This window comes from Loktanella gaetbuli, from assembly GCF_020531945.1.
Classification (GTDB): Bacteria; Pseudomonadota; Alphaproteobacteria; order Rhodobacterales; family Rhodobacteraceae; genus Loktanella; species Loktanella gaetbuli.
The window spans coordinates 474,529-495,221 of record NZ_JAJATZ010000003.1 but is presented as its reverse complement, the minus strand read 5'-3'; the positions used below and the strand labels follow the sequence as shown (position 1 = coordinate 495,221).

The window sequence follows — 20,693 nt, the reverse complement described above, 5'->3', positions numbered from 1 at the left end:
GCCCCGGTCTGCGATTTCGCATTCTTGTTGGGCGCAAGGTTAGCGCAGGGTCAGCGTTCTGTCACGCGGGCTTTGTCAGCACAGCCATATAGAACCCGTCCATGCCGCCGATATCCGCCCAGATGTCCGGACGCAGCCGCAATCCGCCCTCTGGTGTGATCCATGCGGGATCGATGCCGGGCCGGTCCAGTGCCGCGCGGTCGACCGTCAGCGCAGGGTGGCGTTCCAGTGCCTCTTCGATCTGGACCTCGCCCTCGTCCGGCAGCAGCGAGCAGGTGCAGAACAGCAGGCGTCCACCGGGTTTCACCAGCGTCAGGGCGTGGTCGATCATGGTCTCCTGTTGCGCGATCAGGTCACCGAACTCGGACCCGTCCTTGGCATAGGGCAGATCCGGGTGACGCCGCATCGTGCCAGTCGCGGAACAGGGCGCATCCAGCAAAACCACGTCCCATTGCCCCGTCACGTCAAAGGCGTCATCGGTGCGCACGTCCGCCTTCAACCCCATGCGCCGCAGGTTCTCACCCACCCGCGCGATGCGCGTCGCGGAATTGTCCACCGCTGTCACTGTGGCACCGCGTGCGGCCAGCTGCATCGTCTTGCCACCCGGTGCCGCACAAAGGTCCAGCGCCGACAGGCCAGCGATATCACCCAAGAGCTGGACCGGGATCGCGGCAGCCGCGTCCTGCACCCACCAGTCGCCAGTATCGAAACCGGGCATCTGGCTGACCTGCCCCGCACCCGTGACCCGCACCGAACCGGTTGGCAAGATCTTGCCGCCCAGCGCTGCGGCGACAGCACCCGCGTCACCCTTTGGCGTGACATCCAGTGGCGGTGCGACAGCCTGAACGGCCTCCATTGCCGCGACATCAGACCGCCCCCAGGCGGCGACCAACGGCTGCCGCAGCCAGCCCGGCAGCAACGGCTGGGCCATTGCGTTCCATTTGTCCGGCCCGGCGGCGGCGATCTTGCGCAGGACCGCGTTCGTAAGACCCTTGAGCCGCCCGACATGCGGGTTGCGGCTGACGATTTCCACATAGGCGTTCACGACACCATGCGCCGCCTCGCCCTGCCCCAGCTCTACCGTACCCAGTCGCAGCGCGTTCATGACGTGATCTGCGGGAGTTTGCCGCAGGTGCGGTTTCAGCATCCGGTCGGCGCGGTCCAGCATCCGCAGGGTATCCGTGGCCAGCCGCTGCGCCCGCGCACGGTCCTGTGGTTCCAGGTGATCCAGCGCGCCTGCGCCGATCAGCTCGGACAGCAAACGGCCCTCTGTGGTGACCTGTTGCAGCAGATGATGGGCGGCGCGACGCGGCGCCAGACCGGAAGTGTCCATGAGCAAAGCCTTGTAGGGTGCGTGCTGCGACGTATATCAGCAGGAACGGACCGACAAGGACCCAGCCATGACAGACACCCAGGACGACCTGCCACCCGCCGCGAAACGCGCCCTCGCAGAGGCCGCAGAACGCCGCAAAAAGGCCGAAGAGCTTGCGCTGCCACCCGAACTGGGGGGGCGCAACGGACCCGAACCCGTGCGCTACGGCGACTGGGAAAACAAGGGGTTGGCGATAGACTTCTAGCGCAGACGCAGGCTGGCCGCGCGGCCTGCACCCTGATCGACGGTAAACCGGACCTCGTCGCCGCGCGCCTCGACCAACTGGCAGTTGTAGCCCAGATCGTCACCGCCCCAGTCCAGGCTGCGGCAGAAATAGCCGTCCTGCCACGTCCATTCGCCGGTCACGTCCCAGCCCATGGCGTCGCCCGTGATCGCGCCAGATGGGGAAACCGCGATATCGATGTTGTACAGCAGATGGGTCAGCCTTTGATCGCTGACCAGATCGAGGAAAACATCCTCGTCTGAAATGCGCTGCCAGTCCTGCGCCGCAGCGGCGACAGGCAACAACAAGAAAACGGCAATCAGGCGAAACAGGGTCATCGTGGCGTCCTCCTCTTACGAAAGCTAAGATAGGTCGCCCGCACGCAGATCAAGACAGGCTAAAGCCCCAGCACATTCAACATGTCGTAATGTCCCGGTGCACGATCCTGCCCCCAGAGCGCGGCCTTGAGCGCGCCGCGCGCAAACACACTGCGGTCGGTGGCACGATGGCGCAAAGTGATCTGCTCGCCGTCTGCGGCAAAGATCACATCATGGTCGCCCACCGTATCGCCACCCCGGATTGCATGGAAACCGATATCGCCCCGCTTGCGCGCACCGGTGATGCCATCACGCCCCGAATCGCGCACGTCGGCCAGATCGACACCGCGCCCGGCGGCCGCCGCCTCGCCCAGCATCAGCGCGGTACCGGACGGCGCATCAACCTTGTGACGGTGGTGCGCCTCGACGATTTCGATGTCGTAATCAGCGTCCAGCGCCGCCGCCACCTTTTGCGCGAGCACGGTCAGCAGATTCACGCCCAGCGACATGTTGCCAGCCCGCACGATTACCGCGTGATGGGCCGCGCGGTCGATGGCGGCGATGTCTTCGGGAGTCAGGCCGGTTGTGCCGATCACATGAACCGCACGCGCCTGTGCCGCCAGACCTGCGAACTGCACCGTCGCGGCGGGGGCTGTGAAATCAATCACGGCCTGCGCCTTGGCAAATGTCGCGACCGCATCGTCACTGACCGTCACACCCAGTGCAGCACCGCCCATTGCCGTGCCGATGTCCTGACCGACCCAATCGTGGCCGGGCCGTTCCAGCGCGCCCACCAGACGGCAGGCGTCCGATGCGGTCACGGTCTGCACCAGTATCTGGCCCATTCGTCCCGATGCCCCGGTGATCACAATGCCCGGCAGATCTGTCATGGTCTCGTCCCCTTGATATGCCCTGCCCTGATAGCGAGGTCGCGCCGTCACGAAAAGCCTTGCTTGGAAATCCCGCGCCCCACGGTTAGATGAACCACATGGCAAAGAAAAATTCTTCGGGCGGTGCCCCAAATCAACGACAGCTGCGGGTGGGCGAATTGATTCGTCGCCGTTTGTCGGAATTGTTGCAACGGGGCGAAATCCACGACCCCGACCTTGCACGCATGATGATTACCGTGGGCGAGGTGCGCTGTTCACCCGATCTGTCCGTGGCGACCGCCTATGTGCTGCCGCTGGGTGGCAACCAGAAGGAAGAAGCGCTGCTTGCGCTGCGCAAATCCCGCCACGAGATCCGGCGCGAGGTCGCAAAGGTGCTGAACATCAAGTTCGCCCCCGAAATCCGGTTCGAGATCGACGATACCTTTGACCGCATGGACGCGACCCGCGCCCTGTTCGCCGAGGAAAAGGTGCGCCGCGATCTGGACCAGGACGAAGAGTGATGCGCGCGCTGCTTGCCGGTTTGCTGCTGGCCGCCAGCCCCGCAGCAGCCGTCACCTGCGAGGACATCACGTTCGAAGGCACGTCGTTTACCGCCTGCACCGTTGACGCCACGACCGAGGATCTGCGCCTGTTCCACCGCGATGCGGCAGGCGAGGTTCTGGGCACATTCAGCAATATTGAAACCGCGATTGCGCCGCGGACCCTGGCGTTCGGAATGAATGCGGGCATGTATCACGAGGACCGCCGCGCGGTCGGCCTGTACATTCAGGACGGGGTGCAGACAGCCGGGATCGTCACATCCGACGGGCCCGGCAACTTTGGCCTGCTGCCCAACGGGTTGCTGTGCCTGACAGACGACAGCGCACGGGTCATCGAATCGCTAGCTTATGTGGCGACCGAACCCGATTGCCGTGACGCCAGCCAGTCCGGCCCGATGCTGGTCATCGACGGCGCGCTACATCCCGATTTCATCCCCAACAGCGACAGCCTGAACATTCGCAACGGTGTCGGCACCAGCGGCGACGGCACCCGTGCCGTCTTTGCCATTGCCAACCAGCCGGTGAATTTCCACACCTTTGCACGGTTTTTCCGCGACCGCATGGAAACGCCCGACGCGCTGTATTTCGACGGTCGCGTCTCTCGGATGCTGGCGCCGCAACTGGGGCGGAACGATTTTGGTCTGCCGATGGGGCCAATGGTCGGCGTGGTCGAATAGACCAGCCGCTTGACCCGGCGGCGCACGGGGCCTAGCACGCGCCTTCATCTATTCGGAGCATGACATGGGTCGTCGCAAAAAGGGTCGCAATATTTCGGGCTGGCTGGTCGTGGACAAACCCGCCGGAATCACCTCGACCAGCGTTGTGAACAAGGTGCGCTGGGCATTGGACGCCAATAAGGCAGGCCATGCGGGCACACTCGATCCCGATGCAACCGGCGTTCTGGCCATCGCCCTGGGCGAGGCCACCAAGACGGTGCCCTACATCACCGACGCGCTGAAGGCCTATACATTCACCGTGCGGCTGGGACAGGCCACGAATACCGACGACGCCGAGGGCGAGGTCATCGCATCCTCTGACGCACGCCCCACGGACGACGAAATCAAGGCAGCACTTGGCGCGTTCGTCGGTGACATCGAACAGGTCCCGCCGCAGTTTTCCGCGGTCAAGATCGACGGTGAACGCGCCTACAAACGCGCCCGCGACGGCGAGGCAATGGACATCGCGGCGCGCCCCCTCTGGGTCGACAGTCTGCTGATGGACGACCGCCCAGACGCGGACCATGTCACATTGGAAATGGTCTGCGGCAAGGGTGGCTACGTCCGGTCCATTGCCCGCGATCTGGGTCAGGCGTTGGGCTGCTACGGTCACGTGCGCGAGTTGCGCCGCATCTGGTCCGGCCCGTTCAAGGCCGAGGATGGCCTGACGCTGGACCGGATCGATGCGCTGGCTCGCACGCCGGAACTGGACGCCCATGTGCTGCCGCTCGAGGTGGGTTTGCACGACATGCCAGAGGTCACCTGCATGACAGCGAGCCTGGGTCCGCTGCGCAACGGCAACGCAGCCACGGTCATCGCAAACGGCATCGACTACGGAACCGAAGTCTGGGCATCGCACGAGGGGCAGGCGGTCGCCGTTGGCCGCCTGATGGGATCCGAAATCCACCCCAGCCGCGTCTTTGTACGCCATGACGACGCCTGACGGCACGGTTACACGGCATTTCACGGCACCCGATGGCACCGTGTCCACGGCGGTCTATTCGGACTGCGACAGCTACCGCTATGCGCTGACACGACGCTGGGGCGATGCCCCGACGCTGGCCTTTGTCATGCTGAACCCGTCCACCGCGACCGAGGCCGCGAACGACCCAACGATTGCACGCTGCGAAGCGCGCGCCCGCGCAGGCGGTCACGGTGGGCTGATCATCGCCAACCTGTTCGCCTTTCGCGCAACCGATCCGCGCGACCTGAAATCTGCTGCAGCGCCCATCGGCCCCGACAACGACCGCCTGCTGTTGGACATGTGCCGCAATGCCGGATTGGTCGTCGCGGGCTGGGGCATCCACGGTGTCCATCTGGACCGCGCGGCGACGGTCCGCGCGCTTTTGCGTGACAGCGGGCTGATGTTGCATACACTGGGCCTGACAAAGCATGGCCATCCGCGCCATCCACTATACGTCAGCTACGCCACCCAGCCGGAGCCATGGTCATGATCGACGGATTTACACAGACCCGGATCGACTGTGGCGATGTGCATTTGTCCGTGCACCGCGCCGGACAAGGCATGCCGCTGATCCTGCTGCACGGCTATCCGCAAAATCACCATTGCTGGGCCAAGGTCGCCCCGACATTCGCGCGGCATTTCGACGTGATCGTGCCGGACCTGCGCGGCTACGGTGACAGCGATGCGCCACCGGACAACGCGGAACACAGCACCTATTCCAAACGGACGATGGCCGCAGATATTGCCAACATGATGAATGCGCTTGGCATTGATCGTGCGCATGTGCTGGGACACGACCGGGGCGCACGGGTGGCCTACCGCTTTGCGCTCGACCATCCCGAGCGGATCGACCGTCTGGGTATCATCGAGATCGTCCCGACCGGGGATTTCTGGGGCGCATGGAACGCCGATCTGGCAATGGCGGCCTATCATTGGACGTTCCTCGCACAGCCTGCCCCCCTGCCCGAACGGATGATCAGCGCGGACGGCGCGGGCTACGCCGACTGGACACTGAGCGCCTGGACATTGGCAAAAGGGTTGAACGATTTTACCCCTGCTTCACTGGCATCTTACCGCGCGCAGATGGCCGATCCGGCGCGCGTTCATGCCATGTGTGCCGACTACCGCGCCGGTGCGTTTTTCGACAGACAGTTGGACGAGGCAGACCGCGCAAGCGGCGCACGGATCGCGGCACCGCTGCGATTCCTCTGGGCGGAAGGCGGGTTTCCCGCACGCACCGGCGACCCGCTGGACCTGTGGCGCGGCTGGGCAAGCGATGTCACCGGCAATGCCTGCCGGTCCGGCCATTTCGCGATGGAGGAAAATCCACAGGCGGTGCTGGACGCTTTCCTGCCGCACTTTGGGGCGTTAACCTAAGAGTCAGTTCACCCATAGGCCTGGCCGTTTTTGATGGTATCCCCGGTATCGCGACTGGACCGGGGGCGTTCCAATTCAAAGGATGTCAGAATGCTTGGGTTTCTTGGACTGTTCGGCCTCGCCATGGGCGGCCTTGTTTACATGCAAAACGATACCGAGGACGACGATCAAACGGTTAGCGGTACCGCTGCTGACGACACCAGCCAGATGGCGGGCCTTGACCAGATGCTGGACGCCAGTGGCACGGATGTTCTCGCGATGGTGCAGGTCGACGAAACCGCGGGGGACGACGCAGACGGGGGCGATTATGTCCCCCTAGACGACGGAACGCAGAACGATCCCCGCTGGATCGCGATTGCCCGGACCCAAGGCACGGATGACGATGATATCCTGTCCGGAGAAGAGACCAGCGACACCATGGACGGCGGCACAGGCGACGATACGATCACTGGAAAAGGTGGCAGTGACAGCCTGTCGGGCGGCGATGGCAGTGACCGGATCAACGCGGGTCAGGGGAATGACACCGTGTCCGGCGACGCTGGTGACGATATTCTCGAGGGCGGTTGGGGCAATGACACCCTGACCGGAGGAGAGGGTCGTGACACCATGTTCGGTGGACACGGTGACGATCTGATGAACGGCGCCGACGATGACGGGGCGCAGGATTTCATCAATGGTGGCGACGGCGATGACACCCTGATCGCTGGTCAGGACGACATACTGCACGGCGGCGACGGCAGTGATCTGTTTGTCATGAATGTCGGGGCCGGTGCGACGATCTCGGATTACAACGCCGCGCATGACACGATCGAACTGACCTATGACGACACACCGCCAGAATTGTCGACACAGACCGACGACGATGGCCTGACGCTGTTCGCCGACGGGGCACCGGCGGCGCGTCTGCTGGGGGTGACCGAACTGGACCTCGACACCGTGGTCCTGACACCTGCTGCATAAACTGCTTTTCTTTTGGTCGTGCGCTGACTATAGGCACGCATCCACCCTCCACGGGCCTTTCTGGACGACATCCCGGATTGCGCCATTCACCCTTTTACACAGGAGACCCCGATGTCGATTACACCCGAAGAAAAAGCACGGATCATGAAAGAATTCGCAACCAAGGAAGGCGACACCGGTTCGCCCGAGGTTCAGGTTGCGATCCTGTCAAGCCGCATCGCGACGCTGACAGAGCATTTCAAGACCCACAAGAAAGACAACCACGGCCGTCGCGGCCTGCTGAAGATGGTTGCCCTGCGCCGCAAGCTGCTGGACTACGCACGGTCCAAGGACGAAGCGCGCTACCAGGACCTGATCAAGCGTCTGGGTCTGCGCCGCTAAGCGCTCAACGCCCAGCGCCTAACGCATCAAGGAACACCCGCCGGATATCCGGCGGGCGTTTTGCGTTTCAGCGGAAAAAATTTGCCGATGCGCGGTTTCGGTGAAACCAAAACACGCCTTTTGCGTTCTCTTTCCAAGCAGGGTGTCGCGACGATTATCGTCGCACCTGCAACAAACAGGAGAACTCAAATGGGTGAACTCACAGACAAGGCAAAAGCAGCTGGCAACAAGGCCGCAGGTTCCATCAAGGAAGCGGTCGGCAAAGCCACCGACAACGAAGAACTGGAAGCTGAAGGCAAGGCGCAGCAGGTCAAAGGCTCTGCGCAGGACGTGTCCGGCACGGTCAAGGGCAAGTTGGGCGACGACGTCTGACCTTCACCCCAGAACGCAAAAACGCCCGCCGGTCATCCGGCGGGCGTTTCGCGTTTCATGTGGTGGGCATCAGTATTCGAACTTGCGAATCTCGCCCGATTTCAACCGCGTGCCGTAGCTGATCAATTCCCGACGGACAATTTTCATCAGGAAATACAGCGCAAAGATGTTCACCACGGCCATCGAGAAGATCGCGGCATCGGAGAAGTCGATCACCGGACCAAGGTTGGCAGAGGCACCGATCACGATGAACAGGCAGAAAACGATCTTGAACGCGATTTCCTTGTTCTTGCCTTCTCCGACCAGATAGGTCCATGCCTTCAGCCCGTAGTAGGACCAGCTGATCATCGTCGAAAATGCAAAGAGCACCACGGCAATTGCCAGCACGAAGGGGAACCATGAAATGGTGGACCCAAAGGCCGCCGACGTCAGAGCGACACCTGTGTTTCCGTCAACCGTCTGAATTGCGGTTCCTGCCTCGTTCAGGACGAACAGGCCCGTTTCGGGGTTCATGATCAACTGACCGGAAATCGTGATGACCAGCGCCGTCATGGTGCAGATCACGACCGTGTCGATCAGCGGCTCCAGCAGGCTGACGAACCCTTCGGTGATGGGTTCCTTTGTCTTTACGGCCGAATGCGCAATCGCAGCGGACCCGACACCTGCCTCGTTCGAAAACGCGGCACGGCGGAACCCCTGGATCAGTGCGCCGACCAGACCACCCGCAACACCCAGACCGGTAAATGCCCCGGCAAAGATCTGACCAAAGGCCTGACCGATCAGGTTGTAGTTGGCGATCAGGATGATCAGCGACGCACCGACATAAATGACCCCCATCAGAGGCACGACCTTTTCGGTGACGCGCGCGATGGATTTGACGCCGCCCACGATCACCGCGAACACGATCAAGGCAAAGATGATGCCCGTGATCCAGCCGGGATATTCACCGGTGATCTGCGTGATCTGCACATGCGCCTGGTTCGCCTGGAACATATTGCCACCACCCAGTGCGCCCAGGATGCAAAAGACGGAAAACAGCACCGCCAGGACACCACCACCTGGCAGACCCAGTTCGGCGAAACCCTTTTTCATGTAGTACATCGGGCCGCCGGACACGGTGCCGTCAGGGTATTCATTGCGATATTTCACGCCCAGGGTGCATTCGGTAAACTTGGCCGCCATGCCCAGCAGACCCGCGAGGATCATCCAGAACGTGGCCCCCGGTCCGCCGATGCCAACAGCAACCGCGACTCCCGCGATGTTGCCCAGACCCACGGTGCCCGACAGGGCCGTCGCCAACGCCTGGAAATGGCTGACTTCGCCCGCGTCATTGGGGTCGGAATAGTCACCTTTGACCAGCGAAATAGCGTGACCGAAATAACGGAACTGCACAAAGCCAAAGTAGATCGTGAAGACGGCTGCCCCAACGACGAGCCACATCACGATCCACGGGAAATTGGTGCCCGGCAGGTTGGAAAAAATCAGGGACACATAGGGGCCGGTTGCATTCGCAAAGGCCTGGTTGATGGTTTCGTCGATACCCTGCGCGCTGGCCGGTGCCGCGAACATCAGCGCCGACAGCGCAATCAAGAATCGGGAATAGAGGTATTTCATCATCTGCCCTTTCAGTTGACGACGGTAACGGGCACGCGCGCCTGCATCACCAGGTTGGATGTCGAGCTGCCGAAAAACCGCGCGCCGATTCCGGTATCCGCGACACGGCCCACGATGATCTGTTCCGCCTCGTGTTTCCGCGCGAGTCTGTCCAGCGTGTCGGACACGTTACCGTGCTGCACTACGCCGCTGGCCTTTTGACCATCAGCGATGACCTGGGCGACAGCCGGTTCGACGATCCGCGATTTTGCCAGATCGATTTCTTCCTCGCGCCGTTTGTGGCGCAGGGCGTTTTCCTCGGCGGTCTGGAATGCGAACGGCGACCATTCGATCACGTAGGCGATGACCAGCTCGCAGTCCCCGATCAGTTTCGCCAGCGCCTGTGCATGTTTCAATGCCCTTACGCCGCTGTCATGGCCATCAAGACCGACCAACAGTTTTGTTGTCATTTCGTGTTCCCCAGCTTGAAGCTGCGACATCGCAGCCCATTCCTGATAGTATCGCCATCAGCAGTTAGATGCGCCCAAAGATACCCCGACAAACAGAAAATTCGGCTGCGAAATGCACCCATCTCGGTCCAATTGAATTAAATCAAGCGACTGCTTTTAAATTCATCAAGATGAAAACTGCCCCTGCGTGACTGCGGAAAAGTCCACGATTCGCCTGACCCTTCCCAAGTGGGCGGAATTCGGATAAGGCCCAGATATCTTGAGGAAGACAGGCGCCCGGACCCCAGCGCCGAACAAGATACCGGGGTCAGGGGGAATACGCCCCCTACGCAACAGGGCCAAACGCCCGATAAGGAAGAACTGATGTTCAAAGAATTCAAGAAAAGCATGCAGTGGGGCGAAGAGACGCTCACACTCGAAACCGGCAAAGTTGCCCGTCAGGCCGACGGTACCGTGATCGCCACGCTGGGCGAAACCTCTGTCATGGCCAACGTGACATTTGCGAAAAAGCAAAAGCCGGGTCAGGACTTTTTCCCGCTGACAGTGCACTACCAGGAAAAATACTATGCCGCAGGCAAGGTGCCCGGTGGTTTTTTCAAGCGTGAGGCACGCCCCACCGAAAAAGAAACACTGACGGCACGTCTGATCGACCGTCCGATCCGCCCGCTATTCGTCCCCGGCTTCAAGAACGAAGTGCTGGTGATGTGCACGGTGCTGTCCCACGATCTGGTCAACGACCCCGATATGGTCGCCATGATTGCGGCCTCCGCTGCACTGACGATTTCCGGCGCGCCCTTCATGGGTCCGATCGCGGCCTGCCGCGTGGGCTATACGGATGGTGAATACATCCTGAACCCTGAAATCGACGACATGCACAACCTGCGCATGAACCCCGAGCAGCGTCTGGATCTGGTCGTCGCCGGCACCAAAGACGCCGTGATGATGGTCGAATCCGAAGCCTACGAGCTGACCGAAGACGAAATGCTGGGCGCCGTGACATTTGCCCACGACGCAATCCAGCCCGTCATCGACCTGATCATCGACCTGGCCGAGGAATGTGCCAAGGAACCGTTCGATTTCCAGCCGCCGAACTACGACGATCTGTATGCTGCCGTGAAATCGGCAGGCGAGCAGAAAATGCGCGACGCCTACGCGATCCTGGACAAGCAGGAACGCACCGCTGCCGTCGCACAGGCCAAGCAGGACATCATCGACGCCCTGAACGAAGAACAGCAAGAAGACGCAAACCTCGGCCCTGCGCTGAAAAAGCTGGAATCAAGCGTTCTGCGTGGCGATGTCGTGAAAAACGGCCGCCGCATCGACGGGCGCAAGCTGGACGAGATCCGCGACATCGTGTCCGAAACCGGCATTCTGCCGCGGACCCACGGTTCAGCCCTGTTCACCCGCGGTGAAACGCAGGGTCTGGTCGTCACCACGCTGGGCACCGGCGATGACGAACAGATGATCGACGCCCTGACCGGCATGTATAAATCCAACTTCATGCTGCACTACAACTTCCCCCCCTATTCGGTGGGCGAGGTTGGCCGCGTGGGTTCTCCGGGTCGTCGTGAAATTGGTCACGGCAAACTGGCATGGCGTGCGTTGCAGGCCGTTCTGCCGGCTGCGACCGATTTCCCGTACACCATCCGCATCGTGTCCGAGATCACCGAATCCAACGGGTCCAGCTCGATGGCATCCGTCTGCGGTGGCTCCTTGTCCATGATGGACGCCGGTGTGCCGCTGAAATCGGCTGTTGCCGGTGTGGCCATGGGTCTGGTGATGGAAGAAGACGGCGATTATGCCATCCTGTCCGACATCCTGGGTGACGAAGACCACCTGGGCGACATGGACTTCAAGGTCGCTGGCACCGAAAACGGCATCACCTCGCTTCAGATGGATATCAAGATCGCAGGCATCACGCCCGAGATCATGAAAAAGGCGCTGGAGCAGGCCAAGCAAGGCCGTCTGCACATCCTGAACGAGATGAGCAAGGCACTGACTGGGGCCGCTGAATTCAGCGTCCACGCGCCCAAGATCGAGACGATGCAGATCCCGACCGACAAGATCCGTGAAGTCATCGGTTCCGGCGGCAAGGTCATCCGCGAAATCGTCGAAGTGTCCGGCGCCAAGGTCGACATCAACGACGACGGTGTGATCAAGCTGGCATCCAACGACGCCGAGGCGATCAAGAAGGCCTACGACATGATCCACTCGATCGTGGCCGAACCCGAAGAAGGCGTCATCTACAAGGGCACGGTCGTCAAGCTGGTCGACTTTGGTGCCTTCGTTAACTTCTTTGGCAAGCGTGACGGTCTGGTGCACGTGTCCCAGATCGAAAATCGCCGCCTGAACCACCCCTCTGACGTGCTGAAAGAAGGCCAGGAGGTTTGGGTCAAGCTGCTGGGCTTTGACGATCGCGGCAAGGTGCGTCTGGCCATGAAGATGGTCGACCAGTCCACCGGCGAAGAGCTGAAGAAAGAGGAAGGCGACGCAGAGTAAGCGTCACCTTTTCGACAGCACGCATAGGGCCCCGGCGGAAACGTCGGGGCCCTTTTTTCGGGCAGCAGCGTGACAAGACGCCGGCGCGACTTAGTTTTCGGGACACACAAACCGGAGAAACATCATGCGCATTGCCATTTGCCTTCTTGCAACACTCACACTTGTAGCATGTGGTACAACAACAGGCATGAACACGCCTGCCACGATCGACGCCCCTAGCGGGGCCGACGCGGAAACTGCAACCTTGGGCAACACCGTCATCAACTAAGAGGGAGACCCCGATTTTTTGAGGAACCGAGCATGACCAAGATCATATTGACCGTAGCGGCACTTGCTGCACTGACCGCCTGCGCCCAGAACGTGCCAACCGGCAACGGCACCGTGGTGACACCCACGCCAATCATGACCGAACCCGCGATGAACAAACTCTGACACGACTGCCGGGCGACCTCGCGTCGTCCGGCATTGCTGCCGTTTACAGCAGTTTCAGTGCGATCAAGACCCAGACCGACAGGACGACACCGCAGGTCAGGGCATAACCGCCATTCCATCGCAGGCCGACGTGGCTTGCCGATACCTTGCCGTATTGTGCGATCAACAGGGTGGACGCGGTATAGGGCGATGTTGCCCCGCTCAGCGCCCAACCGCCCGTGATTGCGACAATGAACGCCGCAGGCGCGGCACCTATTTCCGCCGGGGCAGGCAGCAACGGCGCAAGCAGCGACACCGACAGGATCGGGTTCATCCCGAATTGCCCCGCCAACGGAATGGTCCAGAACAAGACCAGCAACAAGACAGGGGCGGGCACCGACGACAGGTCGATGCCGGACGACACGATGACAGGCGACAGCAGGGCAGCGCCCAGCGACCCGATGAAACCTGCCATGGCCAGCAGCACAATTTCCGACCTGTTTCCGGGCAATTCGGTCATGGCATAATCCCGCGCCCGTCCCGCGACATGCAGCACCGGATGCCGGTGATGGTTCAACACGTCCTGTTCCCCCATCCACAGCACCGCGATCACAGGCACGACGATCATCACGACCCCGACCACACGGACCCCGGTCCACAGGTGCAGGCCCAGCGTCACCGCCCCGATGACCAGCAACAATGTCAGCAGCGGCATCAACCGACGCAACCACGTGCCGTCTGGCGGATCGAACGTCGCGGCAGGGCCGCTGATGCGCGGCTTGAAGATGCTGTCCATCGCCCATCCGATGCAAACCAGAATCACACCCGACACGGCGCAGGGCAGCACGGCCCCGGCCCAGGTCGCGCCGGGGATCAACTGGGTCGAGATCGCCATGGAAAACGCCAGCGGCGACCAGGGCAAGGTTGCGATGAAACCGCGCTGGATCGCGACCAGCATGCGGCGCAACCGATGCCTGCGTCGTTCGGGATTCGGTTCCGCCGACACGCTTTGCGCGGCAAGCCCCCCCAAGAGCTGGATCGCACCATACATCAGGATCAGCCCGAACAATCCGCCGCCCGCGGTCAGGGCCAGATAACGCCGCCCCGGCGGCTGAGAGGCAAGGAATTCGCCTGTCTTGACGATCGGGGCCGAGGTCAGCGCCGCACTGCGCAGCGTTGTCAGCGCAGCAAAGAACCCGGTGATGAAACTGACCAGCATCACGGCCTCGATGATCGCCCTGCGGCCATCCGGCAAGACCACCAATGCGATCACCGTCAGCACAATGCCGATGATCAGGAATACCCGCCGCGACCAAGGAATATGCGCGGCAAACAGGGCCAGCGCCGCCACGCTGGACACCATCGAGACATTCAGAAAAGCATCGCCGCCACCCCATTCGTAGATGCCGCGCGCGATCATCGTCACGATCAGCAGGAGGCCGCCAATCGCATCTGTAAGTGTCAATCGTTGCATGGGTGCCTGCCTCTGGGTCAGGCTATGGATAGACGGGATAAATGCCGATCAAAACCCCGCATGAATATCGAGGCGGCCCCAATAATTCCTACGCCGTCACAGGCGCGGGCAATCGGACCGCGCAACATGATGCGCGGTCCGACAAGCGTTCAAAAATCGAGGTGTTCGACGTTCAGCGCATTGTCCTGAATGAATTCGCGGCGCGGCTCGACCACATCGCCCATCAGCTTGGTGAACAGGTCGTCAGCCTCGGCCAAGTCCTGCACCTTGACCTGCAACAGCGTGCGCGCGTCGGGGTCCAGCGTGGTTTCCCACAACTGATCCGGGTTCATCTCGCCCAGACCCTTGTAGCGTTGCAGCGTCAGTCCGCGCTCACCCTCTTCGAGGATGGCCGCCAACAGGTCCAGCGGTCCGTTGATCAACTGGTGGCGATCCTTGCGATGCAGCGTCGCGGGCAGTTCATAGACATCGCGCAGTGCCTGCGTAAAGGTGCCTGTCTTGCGGGCCTCACCGGACCGCAACAGACCACCGTCCAGCGTGCGGACCTCTTCGACGCCGCGCAGAATACGGGCCAAACGGATGCCATGGTCCTGCGTGATTCGCCCCTGCCAGCCGCGTTCCCATTCCAGCGCGATCAGGTTCAGACGGGTGGCGACCTTGTCCGCGACGCCTTGCAGGTCCTCGGACACCGCACCGGGGGCAAACGCCCCGGCGATGGCGGCCTGTTCCAAAATATGGCGCGGGTAATGGGTCGGAAACGCGTCCAGTACGCGGCGCAGGCTGCGCGCATCCTCGACCACGCGGCGCAGGTCCTGCCCTGTGATCTCCTCGCCGTTGCCCTGCCGCAGCATGGCACCCTCGATGCCCTGTTCGATCAGGTATTCGTCCATCGCGGCCTGATCCTTGAGGTAGACCTCTGACTTGCCGCGCTGCACCTTATAAAGCGGCGGCTGTGCGATATAGAGGTAGCCGCCCTCGATCAGCTCCGGCATCTGGCGGAAAAAGAACGTCAGAAGCAGCGTGCGGATATGCGCGCCATCAACGTCGGCGTCGGTCATGATGATGACCTTGTGATAGCGCAGTTTGGCGATGTTGAATTCGTCGCGCCCGATGCCGGTGCCCAGCGCCATGACAAGGTTGCCTATCTCTTGACTACCCAGCATCCGGTCGAACCGGGCGCGTTCGACGTTCAGGATCTTGCCCTTTAGCGGCAGGATCGCCTGCGTGCCACGGTCACGGCCCGTCTGGGCAGACCCACCGGCAGAGTCGCCCTCGACCAGGAACACTTCGGTCTTGGTCGGGTCTTTTTCGGAACAATCCTTCAGCTTGCCCGCGAGAAAGTTCACGTCCATCGGGTTCTTGCGCCGGGTCAGTTCGCGCGCCTTGCGGGCCGCCTCGCGGGCCAATGCGGCCTCGACGATTTTGCCGACGATGACCTTGGCGATCTGGGGGTTTTCCTCGAACCACTCGGCCAGCTTTTCACCAACAAGGTTTTCGACCGCTGGCCGCACCTCGGATGACACCAGCTTGTCCTTGGTCTGGCTGGAAAACTTGGGGTCGGGAACCTTGACCGACAGCACGCAGGTCAGACCTTCGCGCGCATCGTCACCGGTAAAGCTGACCTTTTCCTTTTTCGCGATGCCACTGGACTGGGCATAATTGTTGATCGTGCGGGTCAGTGCAGCGCGGAAACCGGCCATATGGGTGCCGCCGTCGCGCTGCGGAATGTTGTTGGTGAACGGCAACACCATCTCGTTATAGCTGTCGTTCCACCACATCGCGACCTCGACACCGATGTCGTCGCGCTCGCCCTTGACGTAAATCGGCTCTGGCAGGATCGAGGATTTCGACCGGTCCAGATATTTAACGAATTCCTTGACCCCACCGTCGTAATACAGCTCGGTCCGCAGCGGTTCTGCCGGGCGTTCGTCCTCGACAATGATGCGGACACCGGAATTCAGAAAAGCCAGTTCGCGCAGGCGTTTTTCCAGCGTGTGAAAATCATAGTCGCGGTTGCTGAATGTTTCCGTGCTGGCCAGGAACCGCACCTCGGTCCCCTTGCGCCCGTTCGCATCGCCGACCACGCGCAGGCTCTCGGTGGTGTAACCCCCCTCGAACCGGGCGAAATGCTCCTTGCCGTTGCGCCAGATGCGCAATTCCAGATAGTCGGACAGCGCGTTTACCACCGACACACCGACGCCGTGCAGACCGCCGGACACCTTATAGGAATTCTGGTCGAATTTGCCGCCGGCGTGCAGCTGGGTCATGATGACCTCTGCGGCTGACACGCCTTCTTCCTTGTGCATGTCGACGGGAATGCCGCGCCCGTTGTCGCCCACGGAAATCGATCCGTCGGCGTGAATTTTCACGTAAACATGGTCTGCATGACCGGCGAGTGCCTCGTCGATGCCGTTGTCCACAACCTCATAGACCATGTGGTGCAGGCCCGACCCGTCATCAGTGTCACCGATGTACATGCCGGGGCGTTTGCGTACAGCCTCCAACCCCTTGAGAACCTTGATGGAATCGGCACCATAGGCGGTGTTTTCAGCGTTGTCGTCGACCATGCGGAATTATCCTTGTTCTTATCCGCAAAATATATGCTTTTTTGCCGGTCCTGTCACCCGCAAACCCCCATATTTTGTGGTTAGACAAAGGGTATCGCAAGACCCACGGCGATCAGCAAACCGCCTGCAATCCGGTTGGTTCGGCGCAGTGCGACAGGCGAGGTCAGCAGCGCCCGCGCCCGCCCGAAAAAGAACGCCAGGATCAGGTTGCCCATCAGCGGCACCACAAAGGATGCCGTGCAGATCGCGACCACGTCCCAGCGCGTCAGTGCCCCCAGATCAAAGAACCCCGGCAACACCCCCATGTAGAACAGTACCGCCTTTGGATTGCCGAGGATGACAGCCAGCCCGGCCAGAAAACCCGCCCACATGCCAGGCCGTGTCAGACGAGAGTTCGACGCCACGCCGCTGCCCGCGTTGCGGATCACCAGCCACCCCATCACCAGGAACGTGATGCAGGCCACCCAGCGCAAGACGGTCATGAAATCCGCATAGACCGACACGACCCAGGACACCCCGAGGATCGCCAGCAAGGGCCACAGCACGTCGCCCACGACGACACCCAGCGCCAAAGGCCAGGCCGCGTTGAACCCACCCGACATGGTGCGCGCGATCAATGCAACCCAGACAGGTCCCGGCGTCAGGAACAACGCAAAAAGCGCACCGACATAAAGCGCCATATCACCAGCCGAGATCGTCAAAACAGATGCCCCACCAGATCGACCCGTGCCTGAAAATCCCATGCGCTGCCCCGCAGTGGCAGGATCATCAGCCCGTCATCGACCCGTGATTTCATTCCTTGGGTCTGCGCGTCGTCCAGCAGCGCGTAGGTCAGCGTGTTATTGGCCCGCAGAAATCCGTGACCTGCGTAGATCGGCCTGTCGCCGAACAGCACGACAAATTCCGCAAGCGACGCACGCGCCTGCGTCAACGCCTCTGTCAAGAGCGCGCCTGCAATACCCTGCCCGCGACAGGCAGGATCGGTCGCCACCTCGGCCAGACCGATGATCGGCACCAGTCGCGCCCCCAGCCGGATGTCGCGCATCAACAGCGCCACATGCCCCAGGATGTCGCCGTCCCGGCGCGCCACGATCCGCAGATGGTGGCGCTGCTTGAAAAATGACCGACCATCGAAACCGGGGCCGAACGCGCGGTCAAGCAGGGCCGCGATCGCGCTGTCATCCTGTGCGGTCAGCGCCATTTCGGGAATGACATCAATCTGCATGGCTTGGCTCCGGTGTCACCGTCGACGCGCCGGCGCTGTCGGTCACGCGCAGGTATTGCCCGCGCGCGCCCAGCGCATCAAACAGGCCCGGTTCCGTTCCCGTCATCCAGGCCTGTGCGCCCAGCGCGCAGATCTCGTCATAGAGTGCGGCCCGCCGGTCCGCATCGAGGTGCGCCGCAACCTCGTCCAGCAGCAGGATCGGCGGCTGGCCAGTATCGCGCGCGAGCGCGCGTGCATTCGCGAGGATCAGACTGATCAGCAGCGCCTTCTGCTCGCCCGTCGAACAGTCGCGTGCAGGCACACCCTTGGCTGCATAGACCGCTTCAAGATCGCTGCGGTGCGGTCCCGACAGCGTACGCCCCGCCGCCATGTCGCGCCCCCGACCGTCCTGGAACGCCGACAGCAGGGCCTCGGCCCCGTCGGCCATGATCTCGCCAGTGTCCGTCAGCGCCAGTTCGCCTATCGGAAATGCCGTCGCGGCTCCGTCTTGCGCTGCAATCAGGGCCGCGACACAGACCGCGCGGTTGGCTTGCACTGCGGCCCCCGCTTCGGCCATCTGCTGCTCCAGCGCGCCATACCAGTGGGCGTCGCGCACCATGTCCTTCAGCAGGCGATTGCGTTCGCGCATCGCGCGCTCGTAACGCAGGCTCGCCTCGGCGTGGTCAGGTACAAAGGACAGTGTTGCGCGGTCCAGAAACCGCCGCCGCCCCTCGGCCCCTTCGATCCATAATCGATCCATCGCGGGGATCAGCCACAGCACCCGCACCACGCTGGCCAGTGCGGTCTGCGTCGCGGCCTTGCCATCGATCGTGACCGTCCGGGACGCGGTGCCCTCCGCCCCAGTCACCAATTCGGTCACCCGGCCAGTGTTGCTCAGTTCGGCTGAAATCTTCCATCCCAGCGCCTCTGGCTTGCGCGCGACGTCGCCGGTCTGGGCACGCCGCAGCCCGCGGCCCGGAGACAGATAAGAAATCGCCTCGATCAGGTTCGTCTTGCCCGCACCGTTCGGGCCATGAATCGCCACTGGACGCGCATCAACGTCCAGCACCGCCCGCTTATGCGAGCGAAAGTGCGACAGCTGCAAATGCGTCACCGCAAGGCTGGTCACGCGGCATCCATTCTTCTGGTCAAAAATATCCCCGCCGGAGGCATCGGATAATCGTCAGATTATCCGATCAAACCCGCATCGGCATGACAACATAAACCGCAGAGGTATCATTGCCTTCGCGCATCAGCGTCGGATCACCGGACGAGTTGAACAGGAACACCGCATTTTCGCGATCCACCTGGCTTGCGATTTCCAGCAGGTATTTCGCGTTGAACCCGATCTCCAGACGCTCATCGCTATAGGCCACGGCCAGCTCTTCTTCGGCGTTGCCGCTGTCGGGGGCATTCACCGACAGGATCAGACGATCCTCGTCCAGTTGCAGTTTCACGGCGCGCGATCGCTCGGAACTGACGGTCGCGACCCGGTCCACCGCCTTGGCAAACTCAGAGGCGTCGACTTCCATCTTGCGGGTGTTGCCGGTCGGAATGACGCGGGTGTAGTCGGGGAATGTCCCGTCGATCACCTTGGACGTCAACGTGATGTCCGGGGTGGCGAATCGCACCTTGGTCTCGGACACCGACACGGCCACCTGCAAATCGTCATCATCCAGCAGCTTGCGCAGCTCGCCCACGGTCTTGCGCGGGACGATCACACCGGCCATGCCGGATGCGCCCTGTGGCAGATCCGCGTCGATGCGCGCCAGCCGGTGACCGTCGGTCGCGACACAGCGCAGAACCTTGCCGCCTTCGCCGTCCGCCTCGTGCATGTAGACACCGTTGAGGTAATAGCGCGTCTCTTCGGTCGAGATTGCGAATTTCGCCTTGTCGAACAGGCGGCGCAGCACCGGTGCCGGCGCGCTGAAGTTGGTGGTGTAGTCGGATGTCGCCATCACCGGGAAATCTTCGCGCGGCAGCGTCGCCAGCTGGAAATTCGAACGGCCTGCCTGAATCGTCAGACGTCCGGAGGCCGTATCCTCGGACAGGGTGACCAATGCACCATCCGGCAATTTGCGGACGATCTCGTTCAGCGTGACGGCAGCCACCGTCGTCGCACCGGCGCGGTCAACCTTGGCAGGCGCGCGGTCCACAACCTCGATATCCAGATCGGTGGCGCGGAACTGCACGGTGTCGCCTTCGGCCTCGATCAGGACGTTGGCCAGGATCGGAATGGTGTTGCGCCGCTCGACGACCGATTGCGCCTGTGCAACCGCCTTGAGTAGGCTGGCCCGTTCGATGCTGAATTTCATGGTCGTCCCCGTCGTTGACCGGCCACCCGCGGGCCGGACCGTGACGCTA

The 20,693-nt window shown here is 61.9% G+C and carries 22 protein-coding genes; 11 read left to right on the top strand and 11 right to left on the bottom strand.

Translation table 11 applies throughout. From position 1 onward, the window contains the following. Positions 1–61: 61 nt before the first annotated feature. Entirely contained in the window at positions 62–1,333 is a 1,272-nt protein-coding gene (locus LGQ03_RS09040; RefSeq protein ID WP_226748131.1) for an RsmB/NOP family class I SAM-dependent RNA methyltransferase, read from the bottom strand. Between the two features lie 67 nt (positions 1,334–1,400). Between LGQ03_RS09040 and LGQ03_RS09035 the strand changes: the two genes are divergently transcribed. Then, complete coding sequence (locus LGQ03_RS09035; protein ID WP_226748130.1) at positions 1,401–1,577, top strand: DUF1674 domain-containing protein; 177 nt, start codon at positions 1,401–1,403, stop codon at positions 1,575–1,577. Here LGQ03_RS09035 and LGQ03_RS09030 read toward each other — a convergent pair. Further along, a complete protein-coding gene (locus LGQ03_RS09030) occupies positions 1,574–1,933 on the bottom strand; it encodes a dihydrodipicolinate reductase (RefSeq protein ID WP_226748129.1) in 360 nt (119 codons plus the stop codon). The two genes, LGQ03_RS09035 and LGQ03_RS09030, sit on opposite strands and share 4 nt — an antisense overlap. 59 nt (positions 1,934–1,992) lie before the next feature. Next, on the bottom strand, positions 1,993–2,802 hold the full coding sequence (gene dapB, locus LGQ03_RS09025; RefSeq protein ID WP_226748128.1) for a 4-hydroxy-tetrahydrodipicolinate reductase: 810 nt from the start codon (positions 2,800–2,802) through the stop codon (positions 1,993–1,995). Between the two features lie 89 nt (positions 2,803–2,891). Between dapB and rbfA the strand changes: the two genes are divergently transcribed. From rbfA to LGQ03_RS08985, 8 genes are all read left to right on the top strand, one after another. Continuing rightward, positions 2,892–3,302: a 30S ribosome-binding factor RbfA gene (gene rbfA / locus LGQ03_RS09020; protein WP_404807645.1), complete on the top strand. Its 411-nt coding sequence runs from the start codon at positions 2,892–2,894 to the stop codon at positions 3,300–3,302. After that, positions 3,302–4,018, top strand: a complete 717-nt coding sequence (locus tag LGQ03_RS09015; RefSeq protein WP_226748126.1) for a phosphodiester glycosidase family protein — start codon at positions 3,302–3,304, stop codon at positions 4,016–4,018. Before rbfA ends, LGQ03_RS09015 begins: the two co-directional genes overlap by 1 nt. A 64-nt stretch (positions 4,019–4,082) precedes the next feature. Beyond that, on the top strand, positions 4,083–5,000 hold the full coding sequence (gene truB, locus LGQ03_RS09010) for a tRNA pseudouridine(55) synthase TruB (protein WP_090157973.1): 918 nt from the start codon (positions 4,083–4,085) through the stop codon (positions 4,998–5,000). Next, positions 4,987–5,511, top strand: a complete 525-nt coding sequence (locus LGQ03_RS09005; protein ID WP_226748125.1) for a DUF1643 domain-containing protein — start codon at positions 4,987–4,989, stop codon at positions 5,509–5,511. Before truB ends, LGQ03_RS09005 begins: the two co-directional genes overlap by 14 nt. After that, complete coding sequence (locus LGQ03_RS09000; RefSeq protein ID WP_226748124.1) at positions 5,508–6,398, top strand: alpha/beta hydrolase; 891 nt, start codon at positions 5,508–5,510, stop codon at positions 6,396–6,398. Before LGQ03_RS09005 ends, LGQ03_RS09000 begins: the two co-directional genes overlap by 4 nt. Positions 6,399–6,488: 90 nt before the next feature. Next, positions 6,489–7,358: a calcium-binding protein gene (locus tag LGQ03_RS08995; RefSeq protein ID WP_226748123.1), complete on the top strand. Its 870-nt coding sequence runs from the start codon at positions 6,489–6,491 to the stop codon at positions 7,356–7,358. Positions 7,359–7,469: 111 nt separating this feature from the next. Beyond that, positions 7,470–7,739, top strand: a complete 270-nt coding sequence (gene rpsO / locus LGQ03_RS08990) for a 30S ribosomal protein S15 (protein ID WP_056029334.1) — start codon at positions 7,470–7,472, stop codon at positions 7,737–7,739. Between the two features lie 87 nt (positions 7,740–7,826). Then, complete coding sequence (locus tag LGQ03_RS08985) at positions 7,827–8,111, top strand: CsbD family protein (RefSeq protein ID WP_226748122.1); 285 nt, start codon at positions 7,827–7,829, stop codon at positions 8,109–8,111. 69 nt (positions 8,112–8,180) lie between these two features. Here LGQ03_RS08985 and LGQ03_RS08980 read toward each other — a convergent pair whose 3' ends face one another. Both LGQ03_RS08980 and LGQ03_RS08975 read right to left on the bottom strand, forming a co-directional pair. Further along, positions 8,181–9,725: an alanine/glycine:cation symporter family protein gene (locus tag LGQ03_RS08980; RefSeq protein ID WP_218144637.1), complete on the bottom strand. Its 1,545-nt coding sequence runs from the start codon at positions 9,723–9,725 to the stop codon at positions 8,181–8,183. An 11-nt stretch (positions 9,726–9,736) separates the two neighbouring features. Further along, positions 9,737–10,174, bottom strand: a complete 438-nt coding sequence (locus tag LGQ03_RS08975) for a universal stress protein (protein WP_090158685.1) — start codon at positions 10,172–10,174, stop codon at positions 9,737–9,739. A 363-nt stretch (positions 10,175–10,537) separates the two neighbouring features. On the opposite strand from LGQ03_RS08975, the gene pnp reads away from it, so the two are divergent. Beyond that, the gene (pnp, locus tag LGQ03_RS08970; RefSeq protein ID WP_226748121.1) at positions 10,538–12,673 is read left to right on the top strand and encodes a polyribonucleotide nucleotidyltransferase; all 2,136 of its coding nucleotides are present in this window, start codon (positions 10,538–10,540) and stop codon (positions 12,671–12,673) included. 300 nt (positions 12,674–12,973) lie between these two features. Continuing rightward, positions 12,974–13,105 carry a hypothetical protein gene (locus tag LGQ03_RS16660; RefSeq protein WP_264194959.1) on the top strand — a complete coding sequence of 44 codons (132 nt, stop codon included), beginning with the start codon at positions 12,974–12,976 and terminating at the stop codon, positions 13,103–13,105. Positions 13,106–13,148: 43 nt separating this feature from the next. On the opposite strand, the gene LGQ03_RS08965 is transcribed toward LGQ03_RS16660, so the two are convergent. From LGQ03_RS08965 to dnaN, 6 genes are all read right to left on the bottom strand, one after another. Further along, positions 13,149–14,558 carry a hypothetical protein gene (locus LGQ03_RS08965; protein ID WP_226748120.1) on the bottom strand — a complete coding sequence of 470 codons (1,410 nt, stop codon included), beginning with the start codon at positions 14,556–14,558 and terminating at the stop codon, positions 13,149–13,151. 149 nt (positions 14,559–14,707) lie between these two features. Then, positions 14,708–17,125, bottom strand: coding sequence for a DNA topoisomerase (ATP-hydrolyzing) subunit B (gene gyrB / locus LGQ03_RS08960; RefSeq protein WP_090157981.1), 2,418 nt, complete (start codon positions 17,123–17,125; stop codon positions 14,708–14,710). Between the two features lie 80 nt (positions 17,126–17,205). Continuing rightward, a complete protein-coding gene (locus tag LGQ03_RS08955; protein ID WP_056029353.1) occupies positions 17,206–17,826 on the bottom strand; it encodes a LysE family translocator in 621 nt (206 codons plus the stop codon). Further along, complete coding sequence (locus LGQ03_RS08950) at positions 17,823–18,350, bottom strand: GNAT family N-acetyltransferase (RefSeq protein WP_226748119.1); 528 nt, start codon at positions 18,348–18,350, stop codon at positions 17,823–17,825. The genes LGQ03_RS08955 and LGQ03_RS08950 overlap by 4 nt, the downstream gene beginning before the upstream one ends. Beyond that, positions 18,340–19,458, bottom strand: coding sequence for a DNA replication/repair protein RecF (recF, locus tag LGQ03_RS08945; protein WP_226748118.1), 1,119 nt, complete (start codon positions 19,456–19,458; stop codon positions 18,340–18,342). The genes LGQ03_RS08950 and recF overlap by 11 nt, the downstream gene beginning before the upstream one ends. A gap of 67 nt (positions 19,459–19,525) precedes the next feature. Continuing rightward, positions 19,526–20,644 (bottom strand): DNA polymerase III subunit beta, encoded by a 1,119-nt coding sequence (gene dnaN, locus LGQ03_RS08940; RefSeq protein WP_056029364.1) that lies wholly within the window; start codon positions 20,642–20,644, stop codon positions 19,526–19,528. Between the last annotated feature and the right edge of the window lie 49 nt (positions 20,645–20,693).